The following is a 20,774-nucleotide window of genomic DNA, read 5'->3' as shown; positions in this document are numbered from 1 at the left end:
GTAGTTTAGAGGTCTGATATTATCAATATGAAAGAATATTTTGATGTGAATAGAGCCACTTGGAATAAGAAGGCTATTGCACATTATGAAGGAGATTTTTATGATAGGGACGGTTTCGCGAAAGCGAAAAATTCATTGAACTCTTATGAAATCAAAGCACTAGGTGATGTAAGAGGGAAATCGATACTTCATTTACAATGTCATTTTGGTCAAGATTCACTGAGCTGGGTTCATCTAGGAGCAAATGTGACTGGCATAGATATATCGGACGAGGCTATTGAAATTGCTAAAAATTTAAGTGCAAATTTGAACTTACCAGCTAATTTTATAAGATGTAATGTTCTAGACACGAGTACCTATGTGAATGACACATTTGATATTGTGTTTACTAGTTATGGTGTGATAGGCTGGTTGCCAGATTTACAGCCTTGGGCGCAAATGATCGCACAGCGGCTTAATAAAGGTGGTGTTTTTTATATCGTAGAATTTCATCCCATCGCGTGGATGTTTGACTACACCACAAAACCCGCAATTATGAAATATCATTATAGTCAACAAGACGTAATTTACGAGGAATATCAAGGAACCTATGGCTCTTCAAAATCTGATATGATTTCTAAAGAGTACGGCTGGAATCATTCCTTAAGTGAGGTTATACAAGCGCTTATAAATGCAGGGTTGACTGTTGATTATTTTAATGAACATGATGGAAGTCCTTATGAAGTCTTTCCCAATATGTATAAAGGTAATGATGAACTGTTTTATTTAAACGAACAACTTTATCCTTTAATTTTTGAGATTAAAGCTGTCAAACCTAATTAAAATTTAATCTCGAGTGTTGCATAGTAATTGCGATTGGGACTAGGTATAATTCCTGGTCCTGGATATCCTGTTGCTCTCCTTGTAAAATATGCCTGATCAAATAGATTATTTATTCCTGTTTCTAGCTTGAAACGCCCTAACTTATAACTAGCTGATACATCCATTACTTGGTAACTAGGGATAGCGCCTATAACACCGCTAAGATTTCCTTCTTGAGCATTTGATGCATCGGTAAATTGTTGTGATAAATGCGTAAACTGAATACTAGAGGTAAAGTTTTTGTAGCCAAATTTTAATCCGGTTTTAAAGTTTAAACTAGGAACAAACTCTAGTTCATTACCTTCAATTCCATTAACATCGCTAGACACATATTCTGACTGAATAAGCGATGTATTGAAGAATAGATTTGCTACGTAAGAATTGTTCTTAATGAAGAGTTCGTTTAGATTAAAATCAACTAAGGATTCTATACCATATATGATGGCATTACCTACATTTCCTCTTTCTGTTTTTACACTACCATCATTTTGAGCACGTTGAACAAATCCAATCCTGTCGTTGTAGAAAAGGGTAAAAATATTGGCATCGTATGAAAAAACATTCTTGTAATTCCCTCTTACTCCTAGATCACCAGTAAATCCTTTTTCGTCAGAAATATTGGGATTAATTATAAATGCTGGGTTGACAGTATTTATATCGGCAAAGGTTACAGATCGGTAATTTTGTGATAGATTTCCATAAAACTCGATGTTCTTATTAAGCTTATAACTGGAACCTAATCCTACTAATAAGAAGCTACGTTCGTTAGTTAAGTCTTCACTTACCCGTTCTCTTAATATTACATTTCCTGCAGCATCAGTATTGATTCTTTCAAAAAATCCATCACTTTCTGTTTTAATGTATTCTAATCTAAAACCTGGAGTTACAGACCATTTATCATTAATGTAGAAGATGTTTTCACCAAATAAAGACAGGTTTAAATTAGGGTTACTGTAGGCATTTTGATTAGGGTAATTAGGAAAGCGGTCTGTCTGAAATTCAAAATTTGGATCACTGCCTTCACTTCCAGGACCTTGTTGCGAACTATTGTCTGCATTGTAATATTTTGAACCTAATAAAAGGATAGACTTTTTTCCAGCTATCTGGTATTCAGTCAAAAACTTTAGTTCTATCCCATAATTTTTAAAATCGTTTTTTATCAAATCTCTTTCCTCTCCAGGATCAATGGAGCTCACTCTATTAGAGCGATAACCTAACGCATCTCTACTGGCATCCAATCCGAAAAGACTAGCACTCAACCTCGTACTATTTGAAAATTTATGATCTACTCTCAAATTCCAAAGTAACCAATCTACTTCAAACCAGTTTCTACTTCGATTACTTTGATACGGATTTTCTTCAAACATGGCATCGGTAAGTCCACCTGCTTGTTGGGCAATATAATTCAATAGGGTTACTTCACCAGTAACACTAGTTTTATCATTAAAGTCATAACCTATTTTTGTAAATAGATTACGAGAATTAAAACCGGAATTTGGTCTAAAACCATCACCTTCTTTATAATTAAAATAGGTGTAATAACTAAGCTTATTCAAAGTACCACCGGCACTTGTGAAATTGGTGTACAAGCCGTTATTACCTATTGTGTTTCTGGTAACTAGTTCGAGTTTTTTATTCTTTGGAGCAGATTTCATTTTGAAATTAACTAATCCGCCAAACTGAGTACCGTATTGTAAGGACGCGGCTCCTCTTATAATTTGAATTTGCTCTAGACCTTCAGCAGGTGGTGCGTAATAACTTTCTGGGTATCCTAGAACATCAGCACTTATATCATAACCATTTTGCCTCGTGTTAAAGTTTGATGTTCTATTAGGGTCTAATCCACGACCACCAATGTTTAATTGTAATCCTGCATCATCATTTTGATAAATATTTAATCCAGTTACTTGAGCATATATTTGCCTAGCGTTGTTGGATGCCAGATTAGCGGTTGATTGATTAACTAAAACCACCTCATTTTTTTTACCGGCATATATAGAAGTTCCTTCAACATCTTTAAGACGCTGAAGCTCAAAAATTTTCGCTTTTCGTGCATTGATTTCAACCTCAGTTAGTGTAGATCCTAACGGAGATAGGGTAAAATTGAATGTGCTTTTTTGATTGAGGTCGATCCTTGTCTCAACACTTTCATATTCAAATGCATACAAAACCACTTCAAGAACTTGTTGCTCAGTTGTGAAATTATACTCACCCTTAATATTTGTAGTAGCAAGAGTTTTTCCTGTTTTTTCATAGATGGTAACACCTGTAACAGGTTTACCAGTATCAACAGAAGTGATGATACCAGTTACAGTTGTTTGTGATATAACTGCAAGAGGTAACAACAACGCTATGATATAACTATAAGCCTTTAATCTCATCATTAAATGGAATTATCCAGTTTTTGTTTTTAAATGATTCTTTTTCCTTGGTCAAGTCTACTTCAGGATCAATAAACCTAGTGCTTCTCCTACCATTAAGTGCTACATAACTATCTACATAGATAGCAATATTAGAATGGCCTTGTTTGGTAAAATGATCCTCTAAAAAATGAGCGTATTCCAAGATAAAATCAGGTTGAAAACTCATTTGTTTAATTTGGAACGAACTCAAAAAATCAGTGTTATCCACCATAAAACTTTCTCCCGATTTTTTGTCTACGACCTTAAAAGAGGTGTATCCTACCTTTTCAATTAACATTACACGCCATGAGAATCTAAAACCTTGTTCGTGCCAGAATAACTCTCCGGGATATAGTAAATGTCTAAATGGTAGTAGCAGTTGTATAGCTATAACCGAGCTCACAATGATCAAGTTTACTCGTGATGGTTTATAAGATATCGGTTTAGGTTTGATCCAGGTTTTTATTTTTTCAGGTATTATGTTCTTGATTGAAGCTAGTACTTGCTCGTGGAATGATGCGTCAAAAAAGATGAGAGCACTTACAATCATAACATAAGGAAACATGCCGATTGGAAATAAAACTCGTGTGAATACATGGAAAATGATAACCAATATATAAGCAAACCACCTTGTTCGTTTATATAGTAGAAGGAATGGAATGGTTAAATCGTATAACATACCAGACCAGCTCATGGCATAATAGAACCAATCCTGCTGCATTAAGTTTTCGCCGATAAACGCAAGATCATATTTAGATTTTAGCCAGATTTTTAATGGCATTGCTCGCAGTAACCAATCAGAATTAATTTTGGCCAGACCAGCATAAAAGTACACAATCGATATCAATACTTTTAAGCTCAATATAGTCCATCGAGGAATGGAGTGTGGTGATGGTTTTTTATTCGCTTTCGCGAAAGCGTAATTATCAATACTAAATCGTCTACCAGCAGGCAAAAAAATAAGTACAAAACTGACTACGCTAATAAAATAATAATGATTGAGATAAGTAGTTTTGTCCATAAGTTCTATGTAAGTAAAACTCAGGAAGAATGTGACAATCGCCCATTTGTATTTCCAGCCTAACGCTACAAAGAGAGCGCTTAGCCCACAAATGAAGAAAATGAGATAGGTAAAATTACCCAATGGTTTTACCCATTCAAACCCGTAATAGGAAAAATGAAATTTTGGTTCTAGATATAGCTTTTCAATCCAGCCATTACTCCAAAATCGGATAATACTTAAAAACATTATTATACCAAATCCTATCCTAAAAACAGCCAGTGGCGCTGAATTTGTAGGTTGTGATAAATAGGATTTAATCTGTTCTTTCATGGGCTGCAAAAGTAAAAGCTGATTTCCTAACTTGTTGAAAGAAAATCAGCTTTTATCACTTGGTAGTTTTACATTTTGTTAATCACCATCGGCATCAACATAATCAACATTAATGTTTAATAACTGTAGCATGTCAACTTTTAGTAATACGACAGCTCGTTGCAATTCATCATAAGTTTGCAACATTGCAGTATTATTGGTGTTCACTTGAGATGAAAGATTAGCGTCAAGAGTACTTAATTGATTTTGTGCAGTCTCGAACTGATTACTTATCTCTGTAGACAAAGAATTGTTGGCATCGGTTTCACTAGCCGTAACATAATCTGAAAGGCTTAATCCTGTAGTTGAGCTGTTATAGTGTTGTCCTGTAAAAAACTGTCTAACAGCATTTAAAGCTGTTGTCGCTAGTTGTTTGCTATATACTTCACTGTATAACCCTTCTACACGATCTGGTAAAGAACTGCTAGAAAATATTCCTGCTGGAATCCCTATTTTGTTTGCCCTTAATCCTTTTTCATAATAAAAAATGTAATCATTAACCAGTCTATTCAATGCGCTAGTAGCTGTATTTTCTGTACTATTCACAAATGAATCTCTAAAACCGTTATTCCAATCATCAAGAACCTCCTGAGTAAGAGATTTCATGGCTGCCGACAGATCAATTAAATATTGCTTGTTAAGGCTTGCATTACTATCAGTAGTATAAAAGTCTATAATCTCCTGATCATCATTTCCTGTTCCGTATATCATATATTCAACAGCAGGAAAACCAACAGCATCATTATTATTTACAGCATTTAAATCGGCATTTCCATCTAAAATGTTGTTTTGAATATCTGTTACATTCGTTGGATAAACATTCATTTTAAAAGCTAGTTGAACCTCTTCAGCTTTTCCAATGTTATACATCTCAACATACTGCCAGGTTGTATAGGCATTTAACCATGCTGTTCTAGTTGCATTTAAACCAGCAAGATCTGGCGAAGTACTAAAGCTTGCTATTTCATTTTCCAGTGTGGCTAAATCATTGTTTAAATCTGTGAATGCAGGAATGATTAAATTATCAGCAATATTCGTCATCATTCCAGACCTGTCAAAGTTATTTTGATTACCGTTATCACTAGAATCATCACTTGAATCGCATGATATAAAAGCAATCATTGTAATGAATAAAATTCCAATTTTTCTCATATTGTTATAATGGTACTTTTTAAATTTTAATTCTACGTCGGTTGGATAGATGAGTTATTACTAATAATCTAATTAATTGTGTGCTTCTTCAACAGTAAAGTCAAATCTTGAAGCAATATCAGCTGCCATAGCGTCAATCTCAGCATCTGTTAGATCCCAAAAACCATTACCGTCTAGCAATGTGTTAATAAATGCATCCACTTCTGTTTTTGAGAAATATGGTATTTCACTATTAGGTTGTCTAGTAAATTGTAGGCTGTAGATGAAGCCAAATCCTTCTGATAAATCGTGTAGTCCAGCAGCTGGATTGGCACCTCGAGTTTCTTTACCATCAATTAGATAGAAAACAGCCATTCTAGCAATCACTGTAGAAACTTTTTCTCTAATAATGTTAGCTTGTTGATCTCTAAGATCATAATCTCCAGCCACGATGGCAGCTCTACCCAATTTGAATGCGTCATAGATATCTTGAGCAATACCAGTAAAGTCTGCATCTCCTTCTGTTCTTTCCAAATACTTATTTAAAAATGAATCAACATCTAGAACTGGGTTTAACGCATTGTCAACACCATACAAGTATCCAAACGCCTCATCCCACTTATGCTCCATATTGGTGTAGTTCTTATCAGTTACCAATACACCGTTAGTGTTGTCTTCGCGGTTTGTTCCAGCATCTAATACAGATGTTGATAGATAATTATTAAGCATTTGATCGGCCATCAAAGCACCTATTAAACCTTTAGCTACTGCTTGATCGTATTCTAGACCATCTTCATTGAAGTATCTAACGGTTCCACCACCAGCTTCCTGTAATTGTCCAGCTACACCAGGGCTAGCCGTTGTGCTTACCAATGCGCCGTTATCGTATAATTCGTTTACCTGACTTGAAATCCAACCATCAAAATCAGCTCTGATGCTAGATTGATCTACAGAGTTAGAAGAGAAATAGTCAGAACTAGCGGCTACTTTGGAACGTACACTTTTTGTACTGGAATTTAAAGCAGGATCAGAAAAGTTGTTTTGCCCTTGAGTATGGTCAAATTGAGCCTGTAAGGTATTTAAAGAAGTAGAAGGTTCTTTCAATCCATCTAGAACTTCCTCGGCCATAAGTATTCTATCAGTTTGACCAGAATATGAAACACTAGTTTGTCCATTTCTTTCAAACGAATAATTACTAGGAGCGTTTACACTTGTGATTGTATCATCATCATTATCACAGCTTATTATCATCGTAGCTGTTGCAGCAGCAAGAAGAAGTTTAGGGATAAATTTCATTAAATATAATTTAGACTTAATTAAAATAATTGCATGCAAAAATATTACCCTTATTTAGAATAAATAAAGATAATTTAGGTTTTTTTAAGTTTAATTTTTAAGTTACTGATAAATAGTATTTTAATTTCAAGGTTTTGCTCTAGTATAGGTCTTGATTGCTTTAGTATTTATAATTTCTAAAGCTCATGCCCGTCAAATTATTATCTATTTTGATAATTATGGTGATCAATTTTTCCAAAATACCAGTAACTGTCAAGATTTTTTGTCTAATGTATTAGCTTATAAAAGTTAATTATCTTCTACAATATCAAACAACTAAAAGGACCTTCTTTACATATCTAAAGCACAAATTAATTAACTATATTTGCATGCAATTAATTCTAATTGCATGATTTCCCACGATTCAAAATTTTTAGGAGAAGGACTTACTTATGACGATGTTCTTCTTGTTCCGGCATATAGTGAGGTTTTACCTAGAGAGGTAAGTATTAAAACTCAATTTACACGTAACATATCGCTCAACACTCCAGTTGTAAGTGCTGCTATGGATACAGTTACTGAAAGCCGCATGGCTATTGCAATGGCGCAAGAAGGAGGAATCGGAGTATTGCATAAAAACATGACTATAGAAGCGCAGGCTCAAAAAGTACGTCGTGTGAAACGTGCGGAAAGCGGAATGATTATCGATCCTGTTACATTAACTATTGAAGCAACAATAGGCGATGCTAAAGCGAGTATGCGTGAGCATTCAATTGGAGGCATTCCTATTGTTGATGAACAAGGATTTATAAAAGGAATCGTTACTAATCGAGATCTTAGGTTTGAAAAGGATAACGAAAAGCCTGTAACTGAGGTAATGACTTCAGAAAACTTAATTACTGCAAAACAAGGTACAAGCCTTGAAGATGCTGAGGAAATTCTACAAGAACACAAAATTGAAAAGCTCCTAGTAGTTGACGATGAAAATAAATTGATCGGTCTTATTACTTTTAGAGATATCACAAAACTTACATTAAAACCTAATGCCAATAAGGATGAGTACGGTAGGTTAAGAGTGGCAGCTGCAATAGGTGTTACACATGATGCTGTAGATAGAGCTGCTGCACTAGTAAAAGCAGGAGTTGATGCTGTTGTAATTGATACAGCACATGGGCATACAAAAGGTGTGGTTGAAGTATTAAAAACTGTAAAAAAGCAATACCCTGATCTAGATGTGGTTGTCGGTAATGTAGCTACTGGTGAGGCTGCTAAATATCTTGCTGATGCTGGTGCCGATGCAGTCAAAGTTGGTATAGGGCCAGGTTCTATTTGTACCACTCGTGTGGTAGCAGGTGTAGGTTTTCCTCAACTTAGTGCGGTGATGGAAGTAGCTCATGCATTAAAAGGAACAGGAGTTCCAGTTATTGCCGATGGTGGAATACGCTATACAGGAGATATTCCAAAAGCTATCGCAGCAGGAGCAGACTGTGTAATGCTAGGTTCATTACTAGCAGGAACGACAGAGTCTCCTGGTGAAACCATTATTTACGATGGACGTAAATTTAAATCTTATCGTGGAATGGGATCGGTTGAAGCTATGCAACACGGTTCCAAGGATCGATATTTCCAAGATGTAGAGGACGATATTAAAAAATTAGTTCCTGAAGGAATAGTAGGAAGAGTTCCTTTTAAAGGAGATCTAGTTGAAAGCATGACTCAATTTATAGGAGGCTTGCGAGCTGGAATGGGTTATTGTGGTGCAGGAGATATCCATGCTCTTAAATCCAGTGGGAAGTTCGTTAAAATTACTGCCGCCGGTGTTCACGAAAGTCATCCTCATGATGTGACAATTACTAAAGAAGCTCCTAATTATAGTCGTAAGTAATATGAAAATTATTTGCATAGGGAGAAATTATACGGAACACATCGCCGAGCTCGAAAATGAAAAGCCTGCAGAGCCTGTAGTGTTTCTTAAGCCAGATACTTCAATCTTATTACACAAACAACCTTTCTTTATACCAGAATGGACAAACGACGTACACCATGAGGTAGAGGTTGTTGTAAAAATCAATCGAATAGGTAAGTATATCGAACCTCAATTTGCTCATAAATATTATGACGAAGTGGGACTGGGAATTGATTTTACAGCTCGTGACGTACAATCCAATTGCAAGAAAAAGGGACTACCATGGGAAAAGGCTAAAGCATTTGATGGAGCTGCTGTGGTATCACGCGATTTTATAAACAAGGAAAATCTAGGAGATCTCGATAATCTAAAATTTCAGTTATATAAAAATGAGCAACTGCAGCAAGATGGAGATACGTCTCACATGTTATGGAAAATAGATGAGCTCATAGCTTATGTATCTCAGTTTTTCACTCTTAAAATAGGCGATTTGATTTTTACTGGAACTCCAGCAGGAGTTTCTAGAGTTCAAGAGAACGACATACTTACAGGAACATTAGCAGGTCAAGAAATGTTCCGCATTAAAGTAAAATAATATGCTGGCAACGCTCATCACAGTTGGAGATGAAATCTTAATAGGTCAAATAGTAGATACTAATTCTGCTTGGATGGCACAAGAACTTAATAAAATTGGAGTTCAAGTCAATGAGATAATAACTACTAGTGACGATAAGGATTCTATGATATCCGCTTTCGCGAAAGCGGAATCACAATCAGATATCGTACTCATTACTGGTGGTTTGGGTCCTACTAAAGATGACGTGACTAAGCTTACACTAGCTGAGTATTTTGATGACACTCTAGTCAAAAATGAAGAAGTGCTGGAGCATGTCAAGTATTTGTTTGAGCATTATGTCAAAAAGCCGATGGAGGCTTTAAACGAGAATCAAGCACTAGTACCATCAAAAGCAAAACTGCTTAAAAATAGTTACGGGACCGCTCCTGGTATGTGGTTAGAAAGGAATAATACTGTATTTATTTCAATGCCTGGAGTTCCTTTTGAAATGAAGCACTTGATGAGTGAACATGTGTTACCTGAAATTAAAAAAATAGGTAACCTACCATTTATTTATCATCGTACTATAATTACTGCTGGAGTAGGAGAGAGCACCATTGCTACTAAAATTGCAGATTGGGAAAATGCTTTACCTATAGATATTAAACTAGCTTATTTACCATCACTAGGTACTGTAAGGTTAAGGTTGTCATGTGTAGGAGCACAAGAAGAAGAAGTTAAACAACGAGTTGATTCACAGGTAGAGCGATTATACGAGCTTATAGGAGATATTGTAGTAGGTGAAGGGAATGATGATTCACTGGCAGTTCAAGTAACCGAATTATTTAAAAAGTCAGGAAAATCATTGTCCACTGCCGAAAGTTGTACCGGTGGTAAAATTGCTAATCTATTAACTGAAATTCCTGGAGCGAGCCAAATATTCAAAGGTAGTACTGTAACATACGCTACTCAGTCCAAGGTTGATGTGTTAGGTGTAGATGCATCTATTATAGAAAAACATTCTGTTGTAAGTGCTCCTGTTGCACAAGCTATGGCAGCTGCAGCTCAGAGGATTTTCAAAAGTGATTATGCAATTGCTACTACAGGAAATGCAGGTCCATCCAAAGGAGATAGTGATGCGCAAGTAGGAACAGTGTTTATAGGAATCGCTACACCAACTAATACCTATGCAATGGAATTTTTTATGGGAAATCATAGAGAACGAGTTGTGCAAAAGTCTGTAAATAAAGCTTTTGAGATGTTACAGCAGGAAATATTAAAAAGCTTGTAAATTATACTTGTGGGATTGAATAAATATTCGTTATTTTGCAGTCCGATTTTAAACACAGATAATCATGTCACGAGTTTGTGAACTTACTGGTAAGAAGGCGATGGTAGGAAACAATGTTTCTCACGCTATGAATAAGACTAAGCGCAAGTTTAACGTTAATCTTTTCAAGAAGAAATTTTATCTACCAGAGGAAGATAAGTGGATTACTTTAAAAGTTTCTGCTAAGGCAATTAAGAATATCAATAAAAAAGGAATTACTCAAGTAGTGAAAGAAGCTCGTGCTGCGGGAATCTTAACTAAGTAATTCATAAAGATTAGATAAGATGGCAAAGAAAGGTAATAGAATACAAGTAATTCTAGAGTGTACTGAGCACAAGGCTACTGGGCAACCTGGAACTTCTCGTTACATCACTACAAAGAATAAAAAGAATACGCCAGATCGTTTAGAGCTTAAAAAGTTCAACCCGATCTTAAAGCGCATGACTGTTCATAAAGAAATTAAATAAGTAAGACATGGCAAAGAAATCAGTAGCGACTCTTCAAACTGGGTCAAAAAGATTAACTAAGGCGATCAAAATGGTTAAATCGCCTAAGACAGGTGCCTATACTTTTGTAAGTGCTATCATGGCACCAGAACAAGTAAACGATTTCTTAAATAAGAAATAAGTTGGTTAGTTAAGATGATGAAGCCCGTATAATGCTAATTATACGGGCTTTTTATGTTGCCTTTTATTAAATAGAGATTGTTGTATTTATTTTCAAGCTTACTAAGTAAATTGAATAATCTTTCTTGTCCAAGAATAGTATCCACGTTAGTTTAACGAGTCTCTATCTTTCTTCTTTTCATTAAAGGATTTTTTAAAGTCCCTTCTTTTTCTAGAATTTCTATTTGCTTGCTGTTTACGATTCCAGCCTAAAAAAATGAAGAAAGCAACTACTACTGCTATTATGTAGATCCAGTCTTTCGTATTTGAGAAAAAATCTTCCATTTTTTATTTAGGATTTCTAATGTCGCTTTCAATTAATCCGTCTCTTAAACGTATCACTCGGTGCGCGTGTTCTGCAATATCTTCCTCATGAGTTACTAGAATAACTGTGTTGCCATTAGCATGAATTTCATCAAATAAAGCCATAATTTCAACACTAGTTTTTGAATCTAGGTTACCTGTAGGTTCATCGGCTAGAATGATGGAAGGTTTATTTACAAGAGCACGGGCAACTGCTACTCTTTGTCTTTGTCCACCGGATAATTGATTGGGTTTGTGATCCATTCTATCTTCAAGACCTACACTTTTAAGCACTTCGCTAGCTCGTGCGTGTCTATCTTTTTTAGATTTCCCTGCATACACCATAGGAAGAGCTACGTTGTCAAGAGCTGTGGTACGTGGCAGTAGATTAAAGGTTTGAAAAACAAATCCTATCTCACTATTTCGTATGTCTGCTAGTTGATTGTCATTAAGGCTAGAAACAGCGGTACCATTTAAAAGGTACTCTCCAGATGTAGGCGTATCTAAACAACCTAACAAATTCATGAAGGTAGATTTTCCACTACCTGATGGTCCCATAAGGGCGACATAATCACCTTTTTTGATATCTAAATTTATTCCCTTAAGGACGTGAACGGTTTCTTGACCTAGTTTAAAATCACGTATTATATTTTTTACCTCAATGACATTTTCACTCATATGTATTTTTCTTACTGCTAAATATAGGACGTATATAGTAAAATGTTGTTACAAAAATATATGAAAAGATTGCTGTCGCTGTTCTGGTCTTGTCCAGATAAAACCCCACTTGAAAGTGTCAATACTTGCTGTTACTCTAGGATGTTTTTGTAGTGTTTTCCATGCGTAATTCATGTCTTTTGACCAATTGATATCATCTAAAATAAAAATAGTTTGATCATGACTGTGTTTTAATAGCTCGTTAAAATAAGCTACGGTAGCTGTGCCATCATGATGACCATCTAAAAAGATAAGGTCGTAATTAGATTTACACTGGTCGCTGTGTAGAAAGTCTAAAAATTGATTGTTATGAACCTTAACGTTAAGGTGATTTTTAAGTCGTTCACTCGCAAATTGTGATACTTCTTTTGATCCTTCTACTGTATCTATTAAGGCTTTAGGTTGTGCTGTAGAAAGGGCGTGAGATCCTAGACCCAAGGAAGTACCTAGTTCCAGTGCATTTTCAATCTTAAAATAACGAGCAATTCTAAAAAGAATTTTTGTCTTTTTTATTGTGCTGCAGTTGTGTCTTAAGATTTCATCCGTTTTCCTAATATTATTTTTAAAAATCCTACTTCCTGCACCGAAATCTTCAACTTTTAAAATTTGTTTGTCGTTTTTTACGCTTTCGCGAAAGCGTAAAAGCTCATCGTACTCCTGGTATCGTTTTTTGTCATACAAACATTGATGCTGAAAATCGAAAATAAAAGGAGAATGAATCCCGTGTAAATGAATGGATTTAAGCAAATGAGGAATGTAGTTAAGAAACACCATTAAACTACATCGAACTAATTTCCTCACTTAACTCAAGCCATTCCATCTCTATTTCCTCGAGTTCTTCTTTGATTTTTTCCAACTCAATAGAGTTTGCAGTCATGGATTCTGGAGTGATTTCTGGATCCAAGAAACTGTTTTGCAAACGTTTTTTTTGTTCTTCTAATTTCTTGATCTTGTTTTCTAATCGTGATAGTTGTTTTTGTTGTTCTCGACTAGGTCCTTTTGAATTTTCTGTACTTGATCCAGTTGAGGTCTCTTTTATAAGAGCAGGTTCACTTTCTTTCTTCTCTTTGTCTAATTCTATATCTGTGGAACCAACATAAGTGCGGAAGTCGCTGTAGTTACCAGGGAAATCTGTTATCGTTCCTGATGGATTGAAAACAAACAGGTGATCAACAATTTTATCCATAAAATATCGATCATGGCTAACAACAAGAATACATCCTGGGTAGTCCATTAGAAAATTTTCTAGAACATTCAAGGTAGGTATGTCCAGATCATTTGTAGGTTCATCAAGGATTAGAAAATTAGGGTTTTGAATAAGAATGGTACACAAGTACAATCTTTTACGTTCACCGCCAGAAAGTTTTTCTACAAAATCGTGCTTTTTCTTGTTGTCAAACAAGAATCTTTCAAGTAGTTGACTGGCACTTATTATTTTTCCTTTATTCAAGGGAATATACTCGCCATATTCTTTAATCACATCAATAACCTTTTGTCCTGGTTTGATGTTGATACCAGCCTGTGTGTAGTATCCTATTTTTACAGTTTCACCAATAACCACTTTGCCAGAATCAGTAGGAAGATTTCCAGTAAGCATGTTTAAAAAGGTGGATTTTCCTGTTCCGTTTTTTCCAATGATACCTACTCTTTCACCACGCTTGAAGTTGTAAGAGAATTCGTTAAAAATACACTTGTCACCAAAGGATTTTGATATTTTATGTAGCTCGACAACCTTGGTGCCTAATCGCTGCATGTTTATTTCTAACTCAACATTGTGATCCTTACGTCTTTTATGCGCTACTTCTTTTATCTTGTAGAAATCGTCAATTCTGCTTTTGGATTTGGTGGTTCTAGCTTTGGGCTGTCTGCGCATCCAATTGAGTTCTTTTTTAAATAACTGCTGAGCTTTTTCTTGAGTAGTTTGTTCTAGATCTAAACGTTCTTGCTTTTTTTCAACATAATACCCGTAGTTTCCTTTATATGTGTACAAATTCCCTTGATCTAGTTCTATAATTTCATTGCACACTCTATCTAAAAAATACCTATCATGAGTTACCATTAAAAGAGTATAATCTTCTTGTTTAAAAAACTCTTCTAACCATTCTATCATTTCAAGGTCTAGATGGTTAGTAGGTTCATCAAGTATAAGAAGTTGTGGATCTGATAATAAAGCTATGGCCATTGCAACTCGTTTTTTTTGGCCACCGCTCAATTTTTTAATCTTTTGATCTAGGTCATTGAGTTTTAGTTTAGCTAAGATCTGCGTGTATTTGGTTTCAAAATCCCAGGCGTTTGCGGCATCCATTGCATCCATGCACTTCTGAAGATTCTCTGTATCTTCTGGATTTTGAAGGGCTTTCTCGTATTCGTTGGTAATACGAATAGTAGGAATATCGCTTTCTAATATAGCTTGTTCAATAGTGATTTCTCCAGATAAATTAGGTTCTTGTGATAGAAATGCTGTTTTAAGGCCATTTCTGTAATTTACTTGACCTTTATCGGGTTGTTCTTGTCTAGCAATAATGTTAAGTAAAGATGTTTTACCTAGACCATTTTTGGCAACAAACCCTATTTTTTGTCCTTGATTAATCCCTAGTGAAATGTTTTCAAACAATACACGTTCTCCATAGGCTCTCGAAACATTTTCAACAGTGATGTAATTCATAGGTGTTTATTTGTTGCAAATATAATCTGTATGACACTGCCTTTTTTTAATAACTCTTTTATTGAGCAGTTAAATGAAAGTTTAAATTATGAACAATAAAGAGTAACTAAAAAAGTGAGTATGAAAGACTAAAGACTTAAATCAAGGTAAAGAGAGAAGTATCTTCGTTAAAAGGTTTGTCAGTTTTTAATAAGGAGTATATTTGTAAAAATAGTGTTAAATCCCAGCTATGCACAGTAAAAGCCTATTATTGCTAGTTTTTGTAGTGATTGCAACTGCCTCTTGCGTGCCTATTTCAAAAATTACCTATCTTCAGGAATCAGGAACTAGTAAAAATGATTCTTTAATCGAAGTTAGGCGTGTACAATCTCCTTATCGACTTCAGATTAACGATGTTTTATCGATACAAATAAAGTCTGATAAAGATGTAGATACAGAACTTATAAGTTCGTTTACTATTTCAAATAATAATAGTGCAAACAATAATCCGCAACAAGGTAGTGCATTATATTTTAATGGTTATACGATTGATATCCATGGTGATATACGTGTTCCAGAGCTAGGTAAGATAAAAGCAATAGGAATGACGGTGGAAGAATTGCAAGATTACATTACTAAAGAATTAACAGAGAAATACTTTAAACCTGAGGCTAAAATATTTGTAACGGTAAAGTTGGATGGGCTACGATACACAATGGTTGGAGAAGTTACAAGTCCTGGTCAAAAGCGGATTCTCAGAGAACAAATAAGTATTGTAGAGGCTATAGCTGATGGTGGTGGAGTGCCGATTACGGGTGATTTAACAGATGTCAAAATCGTAAGACAATACCCAGAAGGAGTTCGCACTCATACAGTAGATTTAACAAGATTAGATGTTGTGAATTCACCTTATTACTTTTTAAGACCTAACGATATGATTGTTGTTAATCCATTGCCTCAAAAATCAATAGGGACTGGAACAACCGGACTGTCAACTTTTACCACTATATTGAGTGTATTTACGGCTACAGTAGGAACTGTTTTGTTAATCAATAGTTTAAGCAATTAATATGTCTGAAGAAGCTAAAGATTTAGATGCCTTATCTGGTATTTTTGATATCAGGCAATTTTTAAACAAATTGATTAAGCTATGGTGGTTTTTTCTACTTTGTTTAATAATTGGATTGTCCTATGCTTATTATAAAAATCAGTTTATTCAAACCTATTACAGCGCTTCTTCATTAATAAGTATAAAAGATAATACCAATCCATTATTTACAAGTAATCAAAGCCTCACTTTTAATTGGGGAGGAACGACAGACAAGGTAACCACGGTCATTACGAAATTCAAATCGAGAACACATGCCGAGCGTGTTGTAGATGAATTACAATTTTACATCAATTATATCAAAGAAGGCGAGTATTATAATGTTGACGCTTATAAAGCGACACCTTTCTTTATTTATGCTGATACCGCTAAAGCACAACTTTACGGGAAGAACATCCGTATTAATGTGCTAGATCAGGATAATTTTAAATTAAGCGCTTCTTTTTCAGCAGAAACTTCTCTGGCCTATGATTATACCAATAAAGAACATGAACAGGTAAAAACGCCTGTTGGAGAATGGTCACAGCAATTTAAATTTGGTGATAGTATTCAACTACCTTTTCTTAATGTAGTCATTGAAAAGACAAGTGAAAACATACAAACCGGGCAATGGTTATTTAACTTTGGTAACTATTGGTCAACTGTAAATAAATATAAGGGTATTCGTATCATGCAGAAACCCGATGGAAGTTCTATTCTTGAATTATCACTTTCTGGGACAAATAAAGCCAGGCTCATCGATTATATAAATACGAGTTCTATTGTACTTGAAACAGAAGAATTAGAGCTTAAAAATAAATTTGCGACTGCTACAATACGATACATCGATAGTAGTTTAGTTGCTCAAATTAAGTCGGTTAAAGCAGCTGAGGACGACCTAGAAGATTTTAAAGGAAAAACCACCTTAATAGATGCTCAAGTGCAATCTACAGATCTTAATCAAAAATTGACTAATTACGAGAAGCAAGAAACAGGGCTTAAAAGACAGTTGGATTATTATGAAAATTTAGGAAATTACCTAAGAAATAAAAATGATTATACCCTTATTCAGGCTCCGTCAATAGTTGGAATTGAAGAATCCAGTATAGGTGGTGCTGTAGCAAGATTGGTAAGTTTGTCTGAAGAACGTAAAAAAAGAGAATTTTCCATGCGTGCAGATGCACCTGTTTTTCAAGAAATTGATAGAGATATAAATACCGTAAAAGAAGTGATTTATGAAAATATCAGAAGTTCCAAATCCTTGTTAAATAGAGATTTGAATGACTTATATGGTAAAATAAATCAGATCGAATCACAAATAAAGAAATTACCAAAAGAACAACAGACTTTTTTACGCAAACAAAGACAATTAGAAATTGAGCAAGACGCTTTCAATATTTTTAAGGCCAAAAAGGCAGAAGCAGAATTGGTTAAAGCAGCCAATGTAAGTGATGTATTTGTCATAGACAAAGCTAGAGACACTGGTGATGGTGGATCTAGGCGTGACGGTAATATCAATTACTTAATTGCCTTGCTTATGGCTGTAGCAATTCCAATAATATTAGCTTTTATACTCACAATTTTAGATAATTATCTTCACGTACCTAAGGACCTCGAAAGGCTTTCAACAATTCCATTAATTGGCGTTATAGGGAAAATGGATCATCCTTCTAATTTAATTGTGAATGACCAGCCTAAGTCCACCATTGCAGAAGCCTTTAGAGGGATAAGGTCTAGTCTACATTTTATGTACAAAGGAGAAGCACCTTACGGATGTCGAACAATCATGGTCACAAGTAGCGTAAGTGGTGAGGGAAAAACTTTTATGAGTATTAACCTTGCTACGGTTTATGCTATGAGTGGTAAGCGTACCTTGCTGATTGGCCTAGATTTAAGAAAGCCCAAAATTTTTGATGATTTCGGGATAGAAAATACAGTAGGTGTCTCCAATTATCTGGTAAATGACGCTAGCTTGGAACAAGTAATTCATAATACTCGAGTTGACAATCTAGATTTAATACTATCGGGTCCAGTACCACCTAATCCTAGTGAGCTTATTTTGAGTGAACGTGCAGGGAAAATGATTGAAGAGCTTAAAAAATCCTATGATTATATAGTTTTGGATACACCTCCATTAGGTCTGGTAGCCGATGCTCTTGAGATCGCTAAACATGCCGACGCTTCCTTGTATATGGTGCGTCAAGGATATACTAAAAAAGGAATGTTGCAAGTACTTAATGACAAGTATGATAAAAAGGAAATTCAAGATATCAGTCTAGTTTTTAATTACTATGATGAGCGAGGTAAGTACGGTTATGGTTATGGATACGGTTACGGTTACGGTTACGGTGCTTATGGTAATGGATATCATGAGAATAAAGTGAACCAGCCGTGGTATAAAAAGCTGTTAGAAAAGATTGTGCTTTCGCGAAAGCGTAATTAAAATTAAATATTTCAAATACAACTTATATTGTTTGAATGACCAAAGAACTAGAAACAAAAGTATATCAAAGAGGTAATCGATTACATCTATCACAACTTGTGAAAGAAGTAATCAAAGACCTTGCTACATCTCGATTTCTTGCCTTTCAACTAGCCAAAAGAGATATATCTTCTTCCTATCGACAGTCTTTTCTAGGAATAATTTGGGCATTCATTACACCTATTTCTACTGCTCTCGTGTGGATATTCATAAATAGTTCTGGTACGGTAGATTTAAAAGATACTGGTGTGCCTTATCCTGTTTTTGTATTTACGGGAACCTTACTGTGGTCTATTTTAACCGAGTCCATTAACATGCCACTAAGTGCCACAAATGGAGCAAAAGGTTTATTGAGTAAAATTAATTTTCCTAAAGAGGCACTTATATTATCTGGTATTTATAAGATATTATTCAATAGTATTTTTAAGTTCTTATTGCTCATTTTCTTCTTTTTATATTTTCAGATAATTCCGGGATGGAATCTCGTGTTTTTTCCTTTCACATTTTTGTTTTTAATGATTTTTGGAGTGTGCTTAGGGCTGTGGATTACACCTCTAGGTATGCTGTATAATGATGTAGGTAAAGCTATTGCAATGGGACTAAGATTTGTCATGTATGTGACTCCTGTAGTCTATACTATACCAGATAGCGGTATTATGAAAACTATTATGGAATACAATCCTCTCACGCCGGTACTTGTGTTGAATAGAACTATCATTTTAAATCAAGAGTTATTATTTGTCGATTATTTTTTATGGCTTGTAGTGATTACGCTACCTATTTTGTTACTCGCTCTTGTGATTTATAGAATAAGCATACCTGTAATAGTAGAACGTTTAAGTGCATAGATGATGGAGAAAGAGGTACTGGTTAAGGTAGAAGGATTATCAAAAAAATTCTGTAAAAGCCTAAAAAAGAGTTTGAAGTACGGTATGCAGGACCTTGCGGCAAATTTATTAGGTAAACCTACCAGTGATGAGTTACGGCCAGATGAATTCTGGGCACTTAAAGATATCAACTTTGAATTACGTAGAGGAGAATGTTTAGGTCTTATAGGGCATAATGGAGCTGGTAAATCTACTTTACTTAAAATATTAAATGGATTGATCAATCCAGACCACGGTAAAGTGACCATGCGTGGTAGAGTAGGAGCACTTATCGAGCTAGGAGCTGGATTTAATCCTATTTTATCTGGTCGAGAAAATATCTATAATAACGGTGCCATACTAGGTTTTTCTAGAGCAGAGATTGATGATAAGGTAGAAGAAATTATAGACTTTGCAGAGATAAGAGAGTTTATAGACATGCCGGTTCAAAACTATAGTTCAGGTATGCGTGTGCGACTAGGTTTTGCAGTAGCAGCACAAATGGAGCCCGATGTGTTAATTATAGATGAGGTGCTTGCGGTTGGGGATTTAGGGTTTAGAATGAAGTGTTACGACTATCTAATCAATAAACTTAGTAAAAACGTTGCATTAATTTTGGTGTCTCATAATATGGTAGATGTTATGAGATTATGTGAGATAGGCGTTGTGTTGAATAAAGGCAGAATGGATTTTATCGGTGAGCGTAATACAGCTGTCGGATTATATAATACTCTAGGAAAAACTAAGGTAGAGAGCAAAGGAGACTGCATGACAGTTGGTTTTCTTAATCAATCTAAAGGCATTCAGACTTTCAGTACTGGAGATGATGTAGTTTTTGAAATAGTGATACATTCTAAAAATAAAATTAAGAATGCTCGTATAATGTCTCATCTAGAATTCTCAAATGTTAGATTAAGTTCTATCTCATCAAAATACCTAGATTTTGTTGTTTCATTAGAGGAAGGAATGAATACATTTCACCTCAAGTATAAGAATATACCTTTATTAATCGGAGGTTATTTAGCGAATTTTGAGGTTTATGGTGAACAACTGAAGGATTTTATTGCTTCAGCAGATACAATTTCCTTTCAAATTACCGCGCCTGATGTTGACTATTTTGGTAATGGAAGATGTCACGTTTTCGCTTTTGATCATGAATGGAGTAAAATAAACTAAA

General features: G+C 35.0%; 19 protein-coding genes. 11 read left to right on the top strand and 8 right to left on the bottom strand.

The window, feature by feature from the left end; genetic code table 11:
• Window positions 1-27 precede the first annotated feature (27 nt).
• Complete coding sequence (locus tag HCN53_RS06045) at window positions 28-822, top strand: class I SAM-dependent methyltransferase (RefSeq protein ID WP_167342362.1); 795 nt, start codon at window positions 28-30, stop codon at window positions 820-822.
• Here HCN53_RS06045 and HCN53_RS06040 read toward each other — a convergent pair.
• From HCN53_RS06040 to HCN53_RS06025, 4 genes are all read right to left on the bottom strand, one after another.
• Complete coding sequence (locus tag HCN53_RS06040) at window positions 819-3,245, bottom strand: TonB-dependent receptor domain-containing protein (RefSeq protein ID WP_317168809.1); 2,427 nt, start codon at window positions 3,243-3,245, stop codon at window positions 819-821. The genes HCN53_RS06045 and HCN53_RS06040 overlap by 4 nt on opposite strands.
• The gene (locus tag HCN53_RS06035) at window positions 3,223-4,596 is read right to left on the bottom strand and encodes an HTTM domain-containing protein (RefSeq protein WP_167342361.1); all 1,374 of its coding nucleotides are present in this window, start codon (window positions 4,594-4,596) and stop codon (window positions 3,223-3,225) included. The genes HCN53_RS06040 and HCN53_RS06035 overlap by 23 nt, the downstream gene beginning before the upstream one ends.
• Before the next feature lie 78 nt (window positions 4,597-4,674).
• The gene (locus HCN53_RS06030; protein WP_167342360.1) at window positions 4,675-5,787 is read right to left on the bottom strand and encodes an imelysin family protein; all 1,113 of its coding nucleotides are present in this window, start codon (window positions 5,785-5,787) and stop codon (window positions 4,675-4,677) included.
• 72 nt (window positions 5,788-5,859) lie between these two features.
• Window positions 5,860-7,062, bottom strand: coding sequence for a DUF4856 domain-containing protein (locus HCN53_RS06025; protein WP_167342359.1), 1,203 nt, complete (start codon window positions 7,060-7,062; stop codon window positions 5,860-5,862).
• Window positions 7,063-7,450: 388 nt separating this feature from the next.
• Between HCN53_RS06025 and guaB the strand changes: the two genes are divergently transcribed.
• The 6 genes from guaB (at window position 7,451) to HCN53_RS05995 (ending at window position 11,460) form a co-directional block, all read left to right on the top strand.
• Window positions 7,451-8,926 (top strand): IMP dehydrogenase, encoded by a 1,476-nt coding sequence (gene guaB, locus HCN53_RS06020; RefSeq protein ID WP_167342358.1) that lies wholly within the window; start codon window positions 7,451-7,453, stop codon window positions 8,924-8,926.
• A gap of 1 nt (window position 8,927) precedes the next feature.
• Window positions 8,928-9,542 carry a fumarylacetoacetate hydrolase family protein gene (locus tag HCN53_RS06015; RefSeq protein WP_167342357.1) on the top strand — a complete coding sequence of 205 codons (615 nt, stop codon included), beginning with the start codon at window positions 8,928-8,930 and terminating at the stop codon, window positions 9,540-9,542.
• Between the two features lies 1 nt (window position 9,543).
• Window positions 9,544-10,794: a competence/damage-inducible protein A gene (locus tag HCN53_RS06010; RefSeq protein ID WP_167342356.1), complete on the top strand. Its 1,251-nt coding sequence runs from the start codon at window positions 9,544-9,546 to the stop codon at window positions 10,792-10,794.
• Between the two features lie 64 nt (window positions 10,795-10,858).
• Window positions 10,859-11,098: a 50S ribosomal protein L28 gene (gene rpmB / locus HCN53_RS06005; RefSeq protein ID WP_042277739.1), complete on the top strand. Its 240-nt coding sequence runs from the start codon at window positions 10,859-10,861 to the stop codon at window positions 11,096-11,098.
• 19 nt (window positions 11,099-11,117) lie between these two features.
• Window positions 11,118-11,300 carry a 50S ribosomal protein L33 gene (rpmG, locus tag HCN53_RS06000; protein WP_042277742.1) on the top strand — a complete coding sequence of 61 codons (183 nt, stop codon included), beginning with the start codon at window positions 11,118-11,120 and terminating at the stop codon, window positions 11,298-11,300.
• Between the two features lie 7 nt (window positions 11,301-11,307).
• Window positions 11,308-11,460, top strand: a complete 153-nt coding sequence (locus HCN53_RS05995) for a DUF4295 domain-containing protein (RefSeq protein ID WP_082586952.1) — start codon at window positions 11,308-11,310, stop codon at window positions 11,458-11,460.
• Window positions 11,461-11,606: 146 nt separating this feature from the next.
• Here the strand turns inward: HCN53_RS05995 and HCN53_RS05990 are convergent, their stop codons facing one another.
• Genes HCN53_RS05990 through HCN53_RS05975 form a run of 4 tightly spaced genes read right to left on the bottom strand, consistent with a single transcriptional unit; the run spans window position 11,607 to window position 15,183 of the window.
• Window positions 11,607-11,783, bottom strand: coding sequence for a hypothetical protein (locus HCN53_RS05990; protein WP_157539265.1), 177 nt, complete (start codon window positions 11,781-11,783; stop codon window positions 11,607-11,609).
• Between the two features lie 3 nt (window positions 11,784-11,786).
• Window positions 11,787-12,479, bottom strand: coding sequence for an ABC transporter ATP-binding protein (locus tag HCN53_RS05985; RefSeq protein ID WP_042277744.1), 693 nt, complete (start codon window positions 12,477-12,479; stop codon window positions 11,787-11,789).
• A 48-nt stretch (window positions 12,480-12,527) separates the two neighbouring features.
• Window positions 12,528-13,265, bottom strand: a complete 738-nt coding sequence (locus tag HCN53_RS05980) for a class I SAM-dependent methyltransferase (RefSeq protein WP_206063936.1) — start codon at window positions 13,263-13,265, stop codon at window positions 12,528-12,530.
• 31 nt (window positions 13,266-13,296) lie between these two features.
• Window positions 13,297-15,183, bottom strand: a complete 1,887-nt coding sequence (locus HCN53_RS05975) for an ABC-F family ATP-binding cassette domain-containing protein (RefSeq protein ID WP_167342355.1) — start codon at window positions 15,181-15,183, stop codon at window positions 13,297-13,299.
• A gap of 229 nt (window positions 15,184-15,412) precedes the next feature.
• Between HCN53_RS05975 and HCN53_RS05970 the strand changes: the two genes are divergently transcribed.
• From HCN53_RS05970 to HCN53_RS05955, 4 genes are read left to right on the top strand one after another with little or no spacing between them, the layout of a single operon-like run.
• Complete coding sequence (locus HCN53_RS05970) at window positions 15,413-16,231, top strand: polysaccharide biosynthesis/export family protein (protein WP_167342354.1); 819 nt, start codon at window positions 15,413-15,415, stop codon at window positions 16,229-16,231.
• Between the two features lies 1 nt (window position 16,232).
• Entirely contained in the window at window positions 16,233-18,692 is a 2,460-nt protein-coding gene (locus HCN53_RS05965; RefSeq protein WP_167342353.1) for a polysaccharide biosynthesis tyrosine autokinase, read from the top strand.
• A 35-nt stretch (window positions 18,693-18,727) separates the two neighbouring features.
• Entirely contained in the window at window positions 18,728-19,579 is an 852-nt protein-coding gene (locus HCN53_RS05960; protein WP_167342352.1) for an ABC transporter permease, read from the top strand.
• A gap of 3 nt (window positions 19,580-19,582) precedes the next feature.
• Window positions 19,583-20,773 (top strand): ABC transporter ATP-binding protein, encoded by a 1,191-nt coding sequence (locus tag HCN53_RS05955; protein ID WP_167342351.1) that lies wholly within the window; start codon window positions 19,583-19,585, stop codon window positions 20,771-20,773.
• Window position 20,774: the final 1 nt, after the last annotated feature.

Source organism: Nonlabens sp. SY33080 (genome assembly GCF_011784885.1).
Classification (GTDB): Bacteria; Bacteroidota; Bacteroidia; order Flavobacteriales; family Flavobacteriaceae; genus Nonlabens; species Nonlabens tegetincola.
The sequence above is the reverse complement of the archived record's forward strand: the minus strand, read 5'-3'. Positions and strand labels throughout refer to the sequence as shown.

Bases quoted from the DNA above. Each gene is read 5' to 3' on its own strand.
- HCN53_RS06045 (WP_167342362.1), top strand. From the start codon at position 28: ATGAAAGAATATTTTGATGTGAATAGAGCCACTTGGAATAAGAAGGCT.
- HCN53_RS06040 (WP_317168809.1), bottom strand. From the start codon at position 3,245: ATGATGAGATTAAAGGCTTATAGTTATATCATAGCGTTGTTGTTACCT.
- HCN53_RS06035 (WP_167342361.1), bottom strand. From the start codon at position 4,596: ATGAAAGAACAGATTAAATCCTATTTATCACAACCTACAAATTCAGCG.
- HCN53_RS06030 (WP_167342360.1), bottom strand. From the start codon at position 5,787: ATGAGAAAAATTGGAATTTTATTCATTACAATGATTGCTTTTATATCA.
- HCN53_RS06025 (WP_167342359.1), bottom strand. From the start codon at position 7,062: ATGAAATTTATCCCTAAACTTCTTCTTGCTGCTGCAACAGCTACGATG.
- guaB (WP_167342358.1), top strand. From the start codon at position 7,451: ATGATTTCCCACGATTCAAAATTTTTAGGAGAAGGACTTACTTATGAC.
- HCN53_RS06015 (WP_167342357.1), top strand. From the start codon at position 8,928: ATGAAAATTATTTGCATAGGGAGAAATTATACGGAACACATCGCCGAG.
- HCN53_RS06010 (WP_167342356.1), top strand. From the start codon at position 9,544: ATGCTGGCAACGCTCATCACAGTTGGAGATGAAATCTTAATAGGTCAA.
- rpmB (WP_042277739.1), top strand. From the start codon at position 10,859: ATGTCACGAGTTTGTGAACTTACTGGTAAGAAGGCGATGGTAGGAAAC.
- rpmG (WP_042277742.1), top strand. From the start codon at position 11,118: ATGGCAAAGAAAGGTAATAGAATACAAGTAATTCTAGAGTGTACTGAG.
- HCN53_RS05995 (WP_082586952.1), top strand. From the start codon at position 11,308: ATGGCAAAGAAATCAGTAGCGACTCTTCAAACTGGGTCAAAAAGATTA.
- HCN53_RS05990 (WP_157539265.1), bottom strand. From the start codon at position 11,783: ATGGAAGATTTTTTCTCAAATACGAAAGACTGGATCTACATAATAGCA.
- HCN53_RS05985 (WP_042277744.1), bottom strand. From the start codon at position 12,479: ATGAGTGAAAATGTCATTGAGGTAAAAAATATAATACGTGATTTTAAA.
- HCN53_RS05975 (WP_167342355.1), bottom strand. From the start codon at position 15,183: ATGAATTACATCACTGTTGAAAATGTTTCGAGAGCCTATGGAGAACGT.
- HCN53_RS05970 (WP_167342354.1), top strand. From the start codon at position 15,413: ATGCACAGTAAAAGCCTATTATTGCTAGTTTTTGTAGTGATTGCAACT.
- HCN53_RS05965 (WP_167342353.1), top strand. From the start codon at position 16,233: ATGTCTGAAGAAGCTAAAGATTTAGATGCCTTATCTGGTATTTTTGAT.
- HCN53_RS05960 (WP_167342352.1), top strand. From the start codon at position 18,728: ATGACCAAAGAACTAGAAACAAAAGTATATCAAAGAGGTAATCGATTA.
- HCN53_RS05955 (WP_167342351.1), top strand. From the start codon at position 19,583: ATGGAGAAAGAGGTACTGGTTAAGGTAGAAGGATTATCAAAAAAATTC.